Source organism: Pseudomonas sp. GL_117 (assembly GCF_057835125.1).
The window spans coordinates 4,293,096-4,308,232 of the sequence record NZ_CM174418.1; the positions used below are offsets into that span (position 1 = coordinate 4,293,096).

Sequence of the window (15,137 nt, forward strand, 5' to 3'; positions counted from 1 at the left end):
AATGTAGGAGCGGGCTTGTGTGGGAGCGGGCTTGCTCGCGAAGGCGGCCTGTCAGTACCAAAAATGTTGACTGACACACCGCATTCGCGAGCAAGCCCGCTCCCACATTTGTTCTGTGCACTTTTCGCCACCGACGGTAAACTCCGCGCATTGCTGTCTGGAGCTATTTATGCGCGAAGCGTTGAATCAAGGCCTGATCGACTTCCTCAAGGCCTCCCCTACTCCTTTTCATGCCACTGCCGCCCTGGCCCAACGCCTGGAGGCCGCCGGTTACCAGCGTCTCGACGAGCGCGAAACCTGGGCCACTGAAGCCAACGGTCGCTACTACGTGACCCGTAACGACTCTTCAATCATCGCCTTCAAGCTCGGCCGTCACTCGCCGTTGCAAGGCGGGATCCGCCTGGTCGGCGCCCACACCGACAGCCCGTGCCTGCGGGTCAAGCCCCAGCCCGAGCTGCAACGCCAGGGTTTCTGGCAGCTGGGTGTGGAAGTCTACGGCGGCGCGCTGCTGGCGCCGTGGTTCGACCGCGACCTGTCCCTGGCCGGCCGCGTGACCTTCCGCCGCGACGGCAAGGTCGAAAGCCAGCTGATCGACTTCAAGCTGCCCATCGCCATCATCCCCAACCTGGCCATTCACCTGAACCGTGAAGCCAACCAGGGCTGGGCGATCAATGCCCAGACCGAACTGCCGCCGATCCTCGCGCAATTTGCCGGTGACGAACGCGTGGACTTCCGCGCCGTGCTCACCGAACAACTGGCCCGCGAACATGGCCTGAACGCCGACGTGGTGCTCGACTACGAGCTGAGCTTCTACGACACCCAGAGCGCAGCGGTGATTGGCCTGAACGGCGACTTCATCGCCGGCGCACGCCTGGACAACCTGCTGTCGTGCTACGCCGGCCTGCAAGCCTTGCTCACCAGCGACAGCGATGAAACCTGCGTGCTGGTGTGCAACGACCACGAAGAAGTCGGCTCCTGTTCCGCCTGTGGTGCCGATGGCCCGATGCTGGAACAGACCCTGCGCCGCCTGCTGCCGGAAGGTGATGAATTCGTACGCACCATCCAGAAATCCCTGCTGGTATCGGCGGACAATGCCCACGGCGTACACCCGAACTACGCCGACAAGCACGACGCCAACCACGGCCCCAAGCTCAACGCCGGGCCCGTGATCAAGGTCAACAGCAACCAGCGCTACGCCACCAACAGCGAAACGGCCGGGTTCTTCCGCCACCTGTGCATGGCCGAGGAAGTGCCGGTGCAGAGCTTCGTGGTGCGCAGCGACATGGGGTGTGGCTCGACCATCGGCCCGATCACCGCCAGCCACCTGGGCGTGCGCACCGTGGACATCGGCTTGCCGACGTTTGCCATGCACTCCATTCGCGAGCTGTGCGGCAGCCATGACCTGGCACACCTGGTGAAAGTGCTCGGCGCGTTCTACGCGAGCCACGACCTGCCCTGAGACCGAGGTACGGCCATCGCAGGCAAGCCAGCTCCCACATTTTGATTTGTGAACACATTCAAATGTGGGAGCTGGCTTGCCTGCGATGGGGCAATGTCAAACACCCCAATGCTATCTGACACACATCAACGCCATTTCCCGTATTCCGACCTAGACTTGTCACTATTCCCACTCCGACAAGGCCGTCGCACCATGATCTCCATGTCCTCCTTCCACGCCATGCTTATCCCGATCCTCATCGGCATGATCATGCTGGCTGTTGGCTTCAACTTTCGCGACAAACCCCTCGGCGTGTTCGGCATGTGGATCGGCATGCTGCTGATCCTGGGCACCGTGGTGTACAAAATCCTCGCCAAACTGGCCGAATGACCCCTTCACTCGTACACTCGGTCGATCCGTCGCTTTCAAGGTTGACCGCCTCGTGCTCTCCCGCCTGTTTGCCCTACCCTGCTACCTGCTGATCGCCCTGCTCACCCTGCTGCCGCTCGCGCCCGCCCACGCCGTGGGTTTGCCCGGCCTGCTCGGCAGCGGCAACAAGACCCAACCCCAGGCCGAAGTGCCGTTGGGGCAGTCGTTGGACGAGGTGATCAAGACCCTGGAAAACGATCAGCAGCGTACCCAGCTGCTGAGCGACCTGAAAAAGCTGCGTGCCGCTACGCAAAAAGCCCAACCGGCCGCCGAAGAGGGGGTGCTGGGTCTGATCGGCGGCACCCTGGCCAGCCTCGAAGCACAGTTTTCCGGGGACGACAGCCCGCTGGGGCGTTGGTCGAATGAGATCGACCAGGCCAAGGACGAGCTCAGTGCCCTGATCCTGCCGGCCAACGAATGGCTGCCGATCATTTTCGGCTTTGCCCTGATCCTCGCGCTGTGGAGCCTGCTGGCCTACGCGCTGATCTGGCTGAGCCACCGCGTGCGCGAACGTTTCGGCCTGCCCGAAGAACTGCCGCAACACCCGCGCACCTGGGACATGGTGCGCTTCGCCCTGCGCAAACTCGGGCCGTGGATGATCGCCCTGGTGATCACGGTATACCTGAGCTACGCGCTGCCGTCGTCCCTGGGCAAATCCCTGGCGATGGTGTTGGCGTACGCGCTGGTGGTCGGCACCTGCTTTTCGGCGATCTGCGTGATTGCCTTCTCGGTGCTCGACGGCCCCCATCGCCATCGCGCGCTGTATATCCTGCGCCACCAGGCGTTCCGCCCGTTGTGGTGGATCGGCAGCTTTGCCGCGTTTGGTGAAGCCTTGAGCGACCCGCGCCTGGTCCAGGCCCTGGGCCAGCACTTGTCCCACACCGCCGCGACCGTGGCCAATGTAATGGCGGCGCTGTCCACTGGTGTGTTCATCCTGCGTTTCCGCCGGCCGATTGCCCACCTGATCCGCAACCAGCCGCTGTCGCGCCGCCTTACGCGCCGCGCCCTGAGCGACACCATCGAAATCATCGGTTCGTTCTGGTACATCCCGGCCTTGCTGCTGGTGGGTATCTCGCTGTTCGCCACTTTTGTTTCGGCCGGCGACACCAGTACCGCCCTGCGCCAATCCCTGTTGTGCACGGTTTTGCTGGTGTTGTGCATGGTGATCAACGGCCTGGTGCGCCGCCATGCACTCAAGCCGCACCGTGGGCACAAGCGTCATGCGTTGTATTCCGAACGGCTGAAGAGCTTTTTCTACACACTGGCCCACCTGGTAGTGTGGCTGGCCTTTATCGAATTGGGCCTGCGGGTGTGGGGCCTGTCGCTGATTCGCTTTACCGAGGGCGACGGCCATGAAGTCAGCGTCAAGCTGTTCGGCCTGGCCGGGACCTTGCTGTTTGCCTGGCTGATCTGGATCCTCAGCGACACCGCGATCCACCACGCCCTCACCCGCTCGCGCAAAGGCCTGGCCAATGCGCGCGCGCAAACCATGATGCCGTTGATCCGCAATGTGCTGTTCGTGACCATCTTTATCATCGCCGCCATCGTCGCCCTGGCGAACATGGGGATGAACGTCACGCCGCTGCTGGCCGGTGCCGGTGTGATCGGCCTGGCGATCGGTTTTGGCGCACAGTCGCTGGTGGCGGACTTGATCACCGGCTTGTTCATCATCATCGAGGACTCCCTGGCCATCGATGACTACGTGGACGTCGGCGGCCACCTCGGCACCGTCGAGGGCCTGACCATCCGCACCGTGCGCCTGCGCGACATCGACGGCATCGTGCACACCATCCCGTTCAGCGAGATCAAGAGCATCAAGAACTACTCACGGGAGTTCGGCTACGCGATCTTCCGGGTAGCGATTCCGTACAACATGGACATCGACGACGCGATCAAGCTGATACGCGATGTCGGCCAGAAAATACGCAATGACCCGTTGCAGCGTCGCAACATCTGGTCGCCGCTGGAGATTCAAGGGGTGGAGAGTTTCGAGTCGGGCAGCGCGATCCTGCGCGCACGCTTCAAGACGGCGCCGATCAAGCAATGGGAAGTGTCGCGGGCGTTCAACCTGTCGTTGAAGCGGCATCTGGATGAGGCAGGGCTGGACCTGGCCACACCGCGCCTGAGCGTGCAAGTAGTCACCACCACGCCACCCCAGTAGTGAGCGGGCTCGCCCGCGCTGGGGGGCGAAGCCGCCCCAAACCCTACCGACATGGTTTGACGGGATAACGCGGTGCCTGGATTTGGGGCGGCTGCGCCACCCAGCGCGGGGCAAGCCCGCTCACTACAGTCAGGCGAGGGCGGTGCCGTCCATTTTCTGGCGCAGGCTCAGTGGACGCATATCGGTCCAGGTTTCTTCGATATAGGCCAGGCATTCTTTCTTCAAGCCGCTCTTGCCCACGGTGCGCCAGCCTTCCGGCACAGCCTTGTAGTCGGGCCAGATGGAATACTGCTCTTCATGGTTGACCACTACCTGAAACAGGATGTCGTCGCGGTCAAATACTGAGGTCATTGCTGTTCTCCATCGCTCAAAGGCCGGCTGCGCACCGTGCGCAGCGCTCATATCTGTAGAAACGTACCAAACCGCCAAAAAATTAGAGGCTGGCGACCGCTGCCGCGACGGCGCGGCCGAAGCGTTCGGCGACGCGGTCGACTTCAGCCGCGGTGATCACCAGCGGCGGCAGGAAGCGCACCACGCTGCCATGGCGGCCGCCGAGTTCCAGGATCAACCCGCGCTTGAGGCATTCGCGCTGCACCAGCGGCGCCAGTTGGCGATGCACCGGCGGATGCCCCTGAATATCCGGGGTGCCATCCGGGTCGACCAACTCCACGCCAAGCATCAACCCACGCCCACGAATGTCGCCCAGGTGCGGGAAATCGCGCTGCAGGATGCGCAGGTGTTCACCCAGGCGCTCGCCCATGGCCGCTGCATGACCGGCCAGGTCATGTTCCTTGAGGTAGCGCATCACCGCCGAGCCGGCCGCCATCGCCATCTGGTTGCCACGGAACGTGCCGGCATGGGCGCCCGGCAGCCAGGTGTCGAGCCAGTCGCGATACACCACCACGGCCAGCGGCAGGCTGCCGCCGATAGCCTTGGACATCACCACCACGTCCGGAAGGATGCCGGCGTGCTCGAAGGCAAACATCTTGCCGGTACGACCGAATCCGCTCTGGATTTCATCGACGATCAACGCCACGCCCGCCTGTTCGGTGATACGGCGCAGGCCGCGCAACCAGTCGAGGTCGGCCGGGATCACACCGCCCTCGCCCTGCACCACTTCGACGATCACCGCCGCCGGTAGCGTTACGCCTGCTTCCGGGTCATTCAACAGGTTTTCCAGATAATGCAGGTTGACCCGCACGCCTTCGGCACCGCCGAGGCCGAACGGGCAGCGGTAGTCGTAAGGAAACGGCAGAAATTGCACGCCACTGCTGAGCAACGCGCCCAAGGGTTTTTTCGGCCCCAGGCTACCCATCAGGCTCAGTGCGCCCTGGCTCATGCCGTGATAGCCGCCCTGGAACGACAGCACCGTGCTGCGCCCGGTGGCGGTACGCACCAGTTTCAATGCGGCTTCTACCGCATCGGTGCCGGTCGGGCCGCAGAACTGGATCTTCGCCTGCCGCGCCAGCTCTGGCGGCAACAGGCCGAACAGGTCCTGTACAAACTGATCCTTGACCGGCGTGGTCAGGTCGAGTGTATGCAGCGGCAGCTCATCGCTGAGCACTTGCTGAATGGCGGCGATCACCACCGGGTGGTTATGCCCCAGCGCCAGGGTGCCGGCACCCGCCAGGCAGTCGATGAAACTGCGACCTTCCACGTCTTCCACGTAGATGCCCTTGGCGCGTTTGAGCGCCAGGGGGATGCGCCGTGGGTAGCTGCGGGCGTTGGACTCCTGCTGGCGCTGGCGGGCCAGCAGCGGGTTTTCGTCAAACTGGTACAGCGTTTCGTGAAGCTGGGTGTCTTCGATATGGCTGATAGCGACGGACATTGCTCGATCCCTCATCTGATTCCTGTTCTGGAAACGCACCAGCGTGGAAAGGATTTAGGCCGCACGGTCGCTAACTGATGGATGCACCTCCTACCTCTCGACCAGGCATAAGGTCACAGGCCTCGGTACTTTTCATTCAGGGCATACAGGATCGCGCAGGTCTGCGCATCGAGAAAACCGCAATAATCCCGCGGCCGAAAGTGCATCTGGAACGCTCGCGTGCGCTGTTCAAACGCTCGCCGATTCTGCGCAGGCTTGTACCCATAACGCTGAAACGCCCGCTCGACCTCAACCTCCGGCGGCAAACCAAGGCAAAACCGGCGCTGATACATCGCACGGGTGGCGTCATCGAACCAGGCGCCTACGCCCGCCTCGTGCAAACGCTGCCACGGCAGACGCGGGCCGGGGTCGCTCTTGCGCCAATAGGCCACATCGGAGTGCCCAAGGACCTCGCTCGGGCCGATCTGCGGGTGGCGCGCCAGGATGTCCCGTGCCAGTGCAATCAGCACTTCGACCTGCTCCTCAGGGTACGTCGGGAAGGTAAACACCCCGGCGTCATCCCGTGCCAGGTTGACCAGTTCGATGCCGATCGCGCGGCTGTTGAGGTTGTCCTGCCCGCCCCAGTGGCTGACCCCGGCATGCCAGGCGCGCTTGCCTTCATCGACCAGGCGGAACGCGCGCAATTCGTCATACCCGGCGGCGCGGTAGCTCGGCTCATCCGGGTCGGGCACCAGATAGTGGGCACTGACGCCATCCTGGGTGAGGGCGCGCAGGGATGCGCCGAAGGGGGCGGCGGTGTAATGCAGGATCAACTGGCGCACAGGCTCGCCATTGCGTTCGTTGAAATCCTTGGCTGGGAAACTGGTATCGATCACCAACATAAGAGCTGTCCTTTTCAATCCAGGCCGAGTCGTTCGGCCCGTTCAAGCGCAAAAAACCAACGCCATCCTGAAGGGTTCACCTTCAGGCGGGCGGTAACTATGTGGCGCTTGAAAGAAAAAGATCAGTGCCGCAGCGGCATGCCCAGGTCGACGCGCAGGCCATCGGCCTGGCTGTCGAATTTCAACGAGCACGAGCAGCGCTGCACAATCGCTTGCACGATCGCCAGGCCCAGGCCGCAACCTTCGCTGCTGCCGTTGCGCCAGAAGCGTTGGGTCAGGTATTGCAGGTCTTCACTGGAGATCTGCTGGCCATGGTCACGTACGCGAAATACCACATGGTCGGCGTCGGTGAACACGCGCAGTTCCACCCGGGTGTGCGCCGGGGTATGGCGCAAGGCGTTGTCCAGCAGGTTGCGCAGGGCCGCAACGGCCAGGCCCACGGGCATTTCCACCGGGGTGGTGCGCAGGTTGTCCGCCAGGATCAGGTCGATACGCCCGTTATCGCCGGCGTTGGCGTCCTGGATCGCCAACCGCGCCACTTCCTCGGCGCTGGACTGCAAACCATCGTCAAACGACAAACTGCCTTCGACCCGTGCCAGCAGCAGCAATTGTTCCAGGGTGCGATGCAGGCGGTCGGCGCCCTCTTCGGCGTGGGCCAGGGACTGGTCGCGGGCCGCGCCGTCGGTCATGCGCGCCACTTGCAGGTGGGTCTTGATCGCCGTCAGCGGGCTGCGCAGCTCATGGGCAGCATCGCCGGTGAGCCGACGTTCGCGCTCGATGGTCTTGGCGATGCGCTGCAACAGTTGGTTCTGGGTGTCGAGCAGCGGCTTGAGTTCACTGGGCAACGGGTGGATCTGCAACGGTTCGAGGGAGTCGGCGCTGCGCCGCATCAGCGCGTCACGCATGCGGTTGAGCGGCAGCAGGCTCTGGCCGATGCCCAGCCACAACAGGCACAGGCAACCGAGCATCGCCACGCCCACCGGCACCGACGCGGCGAGCAGGATCGACAGGTTCAGCGCCTCGCGCTCCACCTGGCGGTCGGCGGTGGTGATCAACAAATCGCCCCGGGACAGGGTAAAACTGCGCCAATTCACGCCATCGATCACCTGGTCGCGAAAACCGCTTTTGCGCGACTCCAGGCCTTCGTCCGGCGTTGCGTGGCTGCGCGCCAGGACTTCGCCGCGCAAGGAACTGACCTGACAGGCCATGCCCCCCGGCACATTCAATTGCTGCGCGCTGAAATGCGCACCGCCGCTCATGCTGGCCAGGCCCGGCATCTGCTCGGTCAGCCCGGCGACCATGCGCGCCGATGCCACCAGGCGCTGGTCGAGGGAAAACATCATCTGGTTGCGCAGGTCGTTGAGCATCCACGCTGCCGCCAGGGCCCAGATCAGCACAAAGGCGGCGCCAAGCTTGAACGTCAGGCGCAGGCGCAGGCTTTTCACGACGCGTTCTCTCCGTCATCCGCCGGGCCCAGGCGGTAGCCTAGGCCGCGCACGGTCTCGACGATGCCGTTGCCCAATTTGCGCCGCAGGTGGTGGATGTGCACGTTCAACGCGTTGCTTTCCAGCTCGTCGTTGAAACCGTAGACGCTGTCCTTGAGTTGCTCGCTGGACAGCACGCGGCCCTTGTTGTGCAGCAGCGCCTGCAACAGCGCCTGTTCGCGGCGGGACAGGTCCACCGGCTGGCCGCCGAGGAAGGTTTCGCGGCTGCTCGGGTCGTAGGCCAGGCGTCCGTGTTCGATCAGGTTGACGCTGCGCCCCGCCACCCGGCGCAACAGGGTTTGCAGGCGTGCGGCCAATTCGCGCAGGTCGAAGGGCTTGAGCAGGTAGTCGTCGGCACCGGCTTGCAGGCCGTCGACGCGATTGGTCACAGAATCCCGTGCCGTGAGGATCAGCACCGGAATCTCCAGGCCCTGGCTGCGCTGCTGCTGCAACAACTTGAGGCCATCTTCATCGGGCAGGCCAAGGTCGAGCACCATGATGTCGAAGGTCGCCGCCTTGAGCATCGCCCGCGCAGCCGCCGCCGTGCCCACGCGCTCGACCGTGAAGCCCTGGGCGGTGAGGCCGGCCACGATGCCGCTGGCGATCAGTTCATCGTCTTCGCAGACCAGTACGTGCATGCTAAACCCTTCATAAAAGATGGGGGAGATTAAAGGTGCCACGGATTAAGCGCAGATTATGCCGTGAAAAGAGGCGCGCTCAGACACTCCCTACACTCTAGAATAGCGCCGGTTAATCATCGGTTAATCAACGCCACACATTGTGTGCCTCACTTGCATCGAACTAAGGCTTGACCATGCGGCATCTGTTTATCTTTCTGCTGGTGTTGTTCGCGGGGTTCGCCCAGGCCGCGCCGGGCAATCCGTTTGAGACAAAACCCGACTTCCTCCCGGTGGGCAAGGCCTTCGCCTTTACCTCCGAGCGCCTGGAAAGCGGCGAAACCCAGCTGTATTGGCAGATTGCCGACGGTTACTACCTGTACCAGCAGCGCATGAAATTCGACGGCCTGGCCGAGAAACCCGTGCTGCCCCAGGGTGAAGCCCATAGCGATGAGTTCTTCGGCGAGCAGCAAGTGTATCGCCAGGGGCTGGAAGTGAAGATCCCCGCCGGTGTCACCGGCAAGGTCAAGCTGGGCTGGCAGGGTTGCGCCGATGCGGGCCTGTGTTATCCGCCGCAGTCAATGACGGTGGACCTGGGTGGCAACCCGGCCGTGGCCGCCACCGCCGAAGCCAGCGACCAAAGCCTGGCCAGTGGCCTGCAACAACGCAGCCTGGGTTGGAGCCTGCTGGTGTTCTTTGGCCTGGGCCTGCTGCTGGCATTCGCCCCGTGTTCGTTGCCGATGCTGCCGATCCTCGCCGGGCTGGTAGTCGGCAGTGGCGCCAGCCCGCGTCGCGGCTTTGCCTTGGCCAGCAGCTACGTGGTGTGCATGGCGCTGGTGTACGCGGCGCTGGGCGTGTTGGCGGCGCTGGCCGGCGGCAACCTTGCCGCACTGCTGCAAACCCCGTGGATTCTCGGCAGTTTCGCCACGTTGTTCGTGTTCCTCGCCCTGCCGATGTTCGGCTTCTTTGAACTGCAACTGCCCGCCTTCCTGCGTGACCGCCTGGACACCGTCAGCCGCCAGCAAAGCGGCGGCAGCCTGGTCGGCGCCGGGGTGCTCGGCGCGCTGTCCGGCCTGCTCGTCGGCCCGTGCATGACCGCCCCGCTGGCCGGTGCCCTGCTGTATATCGCCCAAAGCGGCAACGCGCTGCACGGCGGCCTGATCCTGTTCGCCATGGGCATTGGCATCGGCATTCCGTTGTTGCTGCTGGTGACCGTGGGCAATCGCTTCCTGCCCAAGCCGGGCAGCTGGATGAGCGTGCTCAAGGGTGTCTTCGGCTTCCTGTTCCTCGGCACCGCCGTGCTGATGATTCGCCCGGTGGTCGATGAAAGCCTGTGGATCGGCCTGTGGGGCGCACTGGCGTTGATCATGGCCTATTGCGGCTGGACCCTGGCCCACGAATACGGCCTGACCGCCAAGGTGTTCGGCTCCGGCTCCCTGGTGTTGGGCCTGTGGGGGGCGGTGCTGGTGGTGGGCGCGGCCGGTGGCGGCGACGACCTCTGGCAACCGTTGAAGGTCTACGGCGGTTCACAGACGGCTGCCGCGCCGACAGCCCACGACGCCTTCATGACCATCAACGACCCCGCCGTGCTGCAAACCCAACTCGACAGCGCCAAGGCCCAGGGCCAATGGGTGCTGGTGGACTACTACGCCGACTGGTGCGTGTCGTGCAAGATCATGGAAAAACAGGTGTTCGGCAAACCCGAAGTCCTCGACGCCCTGAAAGACGTGCGCCTGCTGCGCCTGGACGTCACCGCCGACAACGCCGCCAGCCGCGAACTGCTCGGCCGCTACAAAGTCCCCGGCCCGCCGAGCTTCGTATGGATCGGCCCGGACGGTGAAGAGCGCCGCGCCCAACGCATCACCGGCGAAGTGGATGCCGCCGGCTTCCTGCAACGCTGGACGCAAACCCGGGACGCGCGCTGATGCTGACCCTGACCATTGGCACCTTTGCCATCGCCCTGAATCACCTGCTGCTGATCAGCGCGCTGATTTTCGCCACCCTGGTGGGCTGGCGCGTGGCCAAGCGTGGCGGCGAGAACCCGGAATCGGTGCTGTTCAGCCTGTTCCTGCTGGGGATGCTCGCGGCGCGGGTCAGCTTTGTGTTGATGTACTGGAACGACTACAGCAACGACTGGCTGCAAATGGTCGACGTGCGCGACGGCGGCTTCCTCGCCTGGCCCGGCGTGATCGCCCTGGTCCTCGGCGCCCTGGCCTATGGCTGGCGCCGCCCGCCCCTGCGCAAGCCACTCGCCGCCGGGGTGGTTACCGGCCTGGTGTTCTGGGGGCTGGCCAGCCTGTCCCTGAGCCTGTACGACAAAGGCGTGCAACTGCCGGACATCGCCTTGCGCAATGCCAACGGTGAAACCGTGCAACTGGCCGACTACAAAGGCGGCCCATTGGTGATCAACCTGTGGGCCACCTGGTGCCCACCGTGCCGCCGGGAAATGCCGGTGCTCGAACGCGCCCAGCGCCAACGCCCCGACGTGACCTTTCTGTTCGTCAACCAGGCCGAAAGCATGCAAAGCGTCAGCACCTTCCTCGCCACCCAGGGCCTGACCCTCGACAATATGCTGTTCGACGCCAGTGGCCGCCTCGGCCAGGCCGTGGGCTCCATGGCCCTACCGACCACGTTGTTCTACCAGGCCGACGGGCGCCTGATCCACAGCCACCTGGGCGAACTGTCCCAGGCCAGCCTGGCCCGTTCGCTCGAAGCCTTCGACACTGCCCCAACAAGGAAACCCACATGCCAAGCCTCCGCCACCTGCTGACCCTGCTGCCACTGACGCTGGCGGCTACCCTGGCCCACGCCGAAGACTGGCCCGCGCCGATCAAACAGATCGAGGCCAAGGGTGCCAAGATCATCGGCAAATTCGACGCCCCCAGCGGCCTCACCGGCTACGCCGCGCAATACCAGAACCGTGGCATGGCCCTGTACCTGACTGCCGACGGCAAAAGCGTGCTCGCCGGCAACCTGTATGACGCCCAAGGCAACGACTTGAGCAGCGCACCGCTGGAGAAGCTGGTGTACGCACCGATGGCCAAGGAAGTCTGGGCCAAGATGGAAAAAAGCAGCTGGATCCAGGACGGCGACGTCAAGGCGCCACGCATCGTCTACCTGTTCAGCGACCCCAACTGCCCCTACTGCAACATGTTCTGGGAACAGGCGCGGCCATGGGTGAAGGCCGGCAAGGTGCAGTTGCGCCACATCATGGTGGGCATCATCCGCGAAGACAGCGCGGCCAAATCCGCCGCATTGTTCGCCGCCAAAGACCCGCAAAAGGCGTTGCAAGAACACGAAGCCGCCGGCAAGGGCAGCAAGTTGCAGGCACTGGCGAAGATCCCGGCGGATATTGAAGCCAAGCTGGATGGGAATATGAAGCTGATGGATGAGCTGGAATTGTCGGCGACGCCGGCGATTTTCTATCTGGATGACAAAGGTGGGTTGCAGCAACAGCAGGGGGCGCCGTCGCCGGAGAAGTTGGTGAGGATTCTTGGCCCGCAGTGATTTTCAGTGATAAAGGTGACCATTCAAATGCATGGGCACCTTTATCGAGCCCCAGTCCTACGTCAGATAGAAAGTAAACGTATCAATCATCAGCCAGTCTTTGACGCTAGTTTCTAAACTAATTGTTGAGAAGCTCGTGTTCAAGGGAGCGGAGAAATCGATCCAATGAACATCTGATCCGCCCTCGTTTGTGCCGCGTAGCACCCTTCTCCCTACTGAGAAATGACTGCTGTCGAAAAACTCCATCGTAAAGAAACCATCAAGCCATACCAGCGAAAAGGTTACGCGTCGACACGAGAATTTTAAATCCAACTCTATATGCTGAGGGCCACTGTGCAGGTAACCGAACATAAAACCAGGGCCCGACGTGGAGGATGGGTTATGCATAATACCGGACTCACCGGGACCACTTATGTGCCTGATGGTCATGCGTGGAGTTTCAAGACTGCCGCCAGCAGTCATCATTTGAGGATTGGGTACATCACGAACATCGAAGTTCTCATAGAGAATTAAAGCTGGCGTAACCATTCTCAGCATCCGCTTTGGACATACCACATTCTCATTTGAACTACCGTCCGTTGCGACGCTGAATGTGAGGGACAAGTTGGTTGTGTCCTTTAGCTTATCCAACTCGGATCGCAGTACAGGAGCCGCCACCCCTGCAGTCAGCTCTGGCGACGTAATGGTTCTGGCCGAGTACACATTAAACGAGTAGGCTTTGCCGTTTTTGTCCGTACCCTCCGCTCGTAACCAGCACTTCTGCCCTGCCCGCAGAAACCACATCGGATCTTCGAGAGAATTGGCATCCCCGGTAAATGTCCTCAGGTCCAGAACGGCGTTCTGAGTCCTGGGTGGCGTCGCCTCCAGCACGTTCGGCGTTTCCAGGCGCACAGGCAAACTGACGCTCAAGTTCAACGGCAGTGAGGTCTGCACCTTGCATGCAGTGGTGACCGTGTAAGTGATCTGCACCACTTTCCCCATACTCTCGATCACGGCTTCCGACGGCAGAAGGAAGATGACCGGCCCCGAAGCGCTGCCGGATTGGGAAGCCAGAGGCCAACACGCTCCATCAGCCTTTTTCCAGCAGACGCTGATGGTGTGCTTGGGGTTCATGCCGACGTAATTCACTTCAACGTGTACGCCATTGCGCCCATTGTAAGCAGTCAAGTTGGAGCCCACCGCCTCTGTAACGTTGGGCTCAAGCAACACCAGCGGCTCTTGCTCGATAGTGAACGTCTGCGAAGGAAACTCAATGGCGGTCGCCCGATTGCATTTGCCATCAAAACCCACTGCGAAATGCAGTTGGAATTCGCTGCAATCCGCCAGTTTTTTCAACTCACCGCGTGAGATGGGGGCATCCACCCCCCTCTGCACCCAATCTGCGGTAAGGGGCTTACCCGCCAATACGTCGAACTCATGGATGTTGCCATTCTCAAGCTCACCGGTTACCCACATCCAGCAGCATTGACCCACGGCGGCGTAGTCAAAGAGAGGAACGATACCTGTGCCGTCACCAATGAATGTGCTCAGATCCACCGTACTCGCGGTTGCTTGCTCAATGCCCGGGTGTGGAAGCTGTGGCGCCAGTACGTCGATATGGCGCAGCGGCGAAGGTTGCGGTGCGTAATCATTGAATTGGAGGGTATAGCCCAGTCTCAGCGTCTTATGGAATAGCGCAGCAAAGACCTCGGGAGGAACCTCAAATGACAAGCTGCTTTCGCCCGCGCTTACGTGCTGACAACCAAGCGATATAGGTCCATAGTCGCCCCCTTCAGCCCGAGCGCAAACAAGATCGCCTTTAGTCATGCCCTCATAATTGACAATCGCATGTCCGCCGTTGACCGTGTTGGTTGGGTTGACCTCCCAATGCCCGGGACGCAGCTCGACCGACTCTCGCAGATTTGGAGGGTTCAGTTCCTGGTACGGGTCCACCTGCAGCAGTGTGGTGGTACGCAAGTGGAAATCCTGGGCGTTGATAGGCAGTGGATTTTCAAGAACAGGGTCGCCTGGCTCAGGGAATACAGGCTGGCTTCTATCCCAGATGACACCTAAGTGGGCCGTCAGCGCCGAGTAGTCATCCAGCCTGGACATCCATGGGCGTGAAAGAGGAAACCTGAAGACATATCCCGCATGAGCCTCATGGGGCTGTACCACATAATCCAGCGCAACCCAGATGAAGCGGTACGGCGCGACGTGCTGGTTGCCGGCGACGGTAATAAACAACCGTTGCCCTGCATAGATAAGGGGCCAGGCCTCGACTTCGATGGTTTCATTACCAGTGAAACTCTGCATCCTCAGCCACAATGTGTTCCATTCATTCTTGGCGTGCGTATACACCGGCCTCGATACAACCAGATCCTCCTCCCGCAACAACTGAACTTCCAGCTCCAGCACGTGGGAAGCCTCCTCCTTGCCCCCCACCATAGCCGTGTACCACATCTGCACCGTGTGTCCGATCATCAAACTGACTGACTGCGCAGAAATCGGAACGACATCATCGCCGTCATCCACAGAAACGGGCTCGAATGCAGGCTCGGCCTGATCCTTGATAGCGATAAAAAATGTGCAGCCCGTGGCACCCGCAGGCAGCGTCAACTTGGCCTGCGTCCCGTCAATCGCATCCATGGGGTACAGCACGCTGTTATTGGCTGCGAACTCGACAACAGGAACGGGGAATTGTGCCTTGGGCCCTTTCGGCGAGCGCGGTGGAGTGCTGGCCGGTTGAAGAGATGAGGTATTTTCAGGGATCGGTTTTTTAGCCACGATAAGACTCCTGTCAAGCGTTAGATCAC

The 15,137-nt window shown here is 62.0% G+C and carries 12 protein-coding genes; 6 read left to right on the top strand and 6 right to left on the bottom strand.

Annotated elements, in window-relative coordinates; genetic code table 11:
* Window positions 1-169 precede the first annotated feature (169 nt).
* The 3 genes from AC3ISR_RS19505 to AC3ISR_RS19515 all read left to right on the top strand — a co-directional run bounded on the left by AC3ISR_RS19505 (window position 170) and on the right by AC3ISR_RS19515 (window position 4,028).
* Window positions 170-1,459 carry a M18 family aminopeptidase gene (locus tag AC3ISR_RS19505; RefSeq protein WP_463984531.1) on the top strand — a complete coding sequence of 430 codons (1,290 nt, stop codon included), beginning with the start codon at window positions 170-172 and terminating at the stop codon, window positions 1,457-1,459.
* Between the two features lie 192 nt (window positions 1,460-1,651).
* Window positions 1,652-1,828: a hypothetical protein gene (locus AC3ISR_RS19510; RefSeq protein WP_010208820.1), complete on the top strand. Its 177-nt coding sequence runs from the start codon at window positions 1,652-1,654 to the stop codon at window positions 1,826-1,828.
* A 52-nt stretch (window positions 1,829-1,880) separates the two neighbouring features.
* On the top strand, window positions 1,881-4,028 hold the full coding sequence (locus AC3ISR_RS19515) for a mechanosensitive ion channel family protein (protein ID WP_463984532.1): 2,148 nt from the start codon (window positions 1,881-1,883) through the stop codon (window positions 4,026-4,028).
* Window positions 4,029-4,157: 129 nt separating this feature from the next.
* Here AC3ISR_RS19515 and AC3ISR_RS19520 read toward each other — a convergent pair whose 3' ends face one another.
* The 5 genes from AC3ISR_RS19520 to AC3ISR_RS19540 form a co-directional block, all read right to left on the bottom strand.
* Window positions 4,158-4,379: an MbtH family protein gene (locus tag AC3ISR_RS19520; protein WP_192296953.1), complete on the bottom strand. Its 222-nt coding sequence runs from the start codon at window positions 4,377-4,379 to the stop codon at window positions 4,158-4,160.
* An 82-nt stretch (window positions 4,380-4,461) separates the two neighbouring features.
* Entirely contained in the window at window positions 4,462-5,856 is a 1,395-nt protein-coding gene (locus AC3ISR_RS19525; RefSeq protein ID WP_192296954.1) for an aspartate aminotransferase family protein, read from the bottom strand.
* A 113-nt stretch (window positions 5,857-5,969) separates the two neighbouring features.
* Window positions 5,970-6,737 carry an N-acetylmuramoyl-L-alanine amidase gene (locus tag AC3ISR_RS19530; RefSeq protein ID WP_192296955.1) on the bottom strand — a complete coding sequence of 256 codons (768 nt, stop codon included), beginning with the start codon at window positions 6,735-6,737 and terminating at the stop codon, window positions 5,970-5,972.
* 122 nt (window positions 6,738-6,859) lie between these two features.
* Window positions 6,860-8,182, bottom strand: coding sequence for an ATP-binding protein (locus AC3ISR_RS19535; protein ID WP_192296956.1), 1,323 nt, complete (start codon window positions 8,180-8,182; stop codon window positions 6,860-6,862).
* A complete protein-coding gene (locus AC3ISR_RS19540) occupies window positions 8,179-8,859 on the bottom strand; it encodes a response regulator (protein ID WP_192296957.1) in 681 nt (226 codons plus the stop codon). The genes AC3ISR_RS19535 and AC3ISR_RS19540 overlap by 4 nt, the downstream gene beginning before the upstream one ends.
* A gap of 176 nt (window positions 8,860-9,035) precedes the next feature.
* Here AC3ISR_RS19540 and dsbD point away from each other — a divergent pair, with 176 nt between their 5' ends.
* The 3 genes from dsbD to dsbG are packed head-to-tail and all read left to right on the top strand — an operon-like array spanning window position 9,036 to window position 12,345.
* The gene (dsbD, locus tag AC3ISR_RS19545; protein ID WP_463984533.1) at window positions 9,036-10,763 is read left to right on the top strand and encodes a protein-disulfide reductase DsbD; all 1,728 of its coding nucleotides are present in this window, start codon (window positions 9,036-9,038) and stop codon (window positions 10,761-10,763) included.
* A complete protein-coding gene (locus AC3ISR_RS19550) occupies window positions 10,763-11,608 on the top strand; it encodes a TlpA disulfide reductase family protein (protein ID WP_192296959.1) in 846 nt (281 codons plus the stop codon). The genes dsbD and AC3ISR_RS19550 overlap by 1 nt, the downstream gene beginning before the upstream one ends.
* Window positions 11,584-12,345 (top strand): thiol:disulfide interchange protein DsbG, encoded by a 762-nt coding sequence (dsbG, locus tag AC3ISR_RS19555; protein ID WP_192296960.1) that lies wholly within the window; start codon window positions 11,584-11,586, stop codon window positions 12,343-12,345. Before AC3ISR_RS19550 ends, dsbG begins: the two co-directional genes overlap by 25 nt.
* A 57-nt stretch (window positions 12,346-12,402) precedes the next feature.
* Here the strand turns inward: dsbG and AC3ISR_RS19560 are convergent, their stop codons facing one another.
* A complete protein-coding gene (locus AC3ISR_RS19560; protein WP_192296961.1) occupies window positions 12,403-15,108 on the bottom strand; it encodes a hypothetical protein in 2,706 nt (901 codons plus the stop codon).
* Window positions 15,109-15,137: the final 29 nt, after the last annotated feature.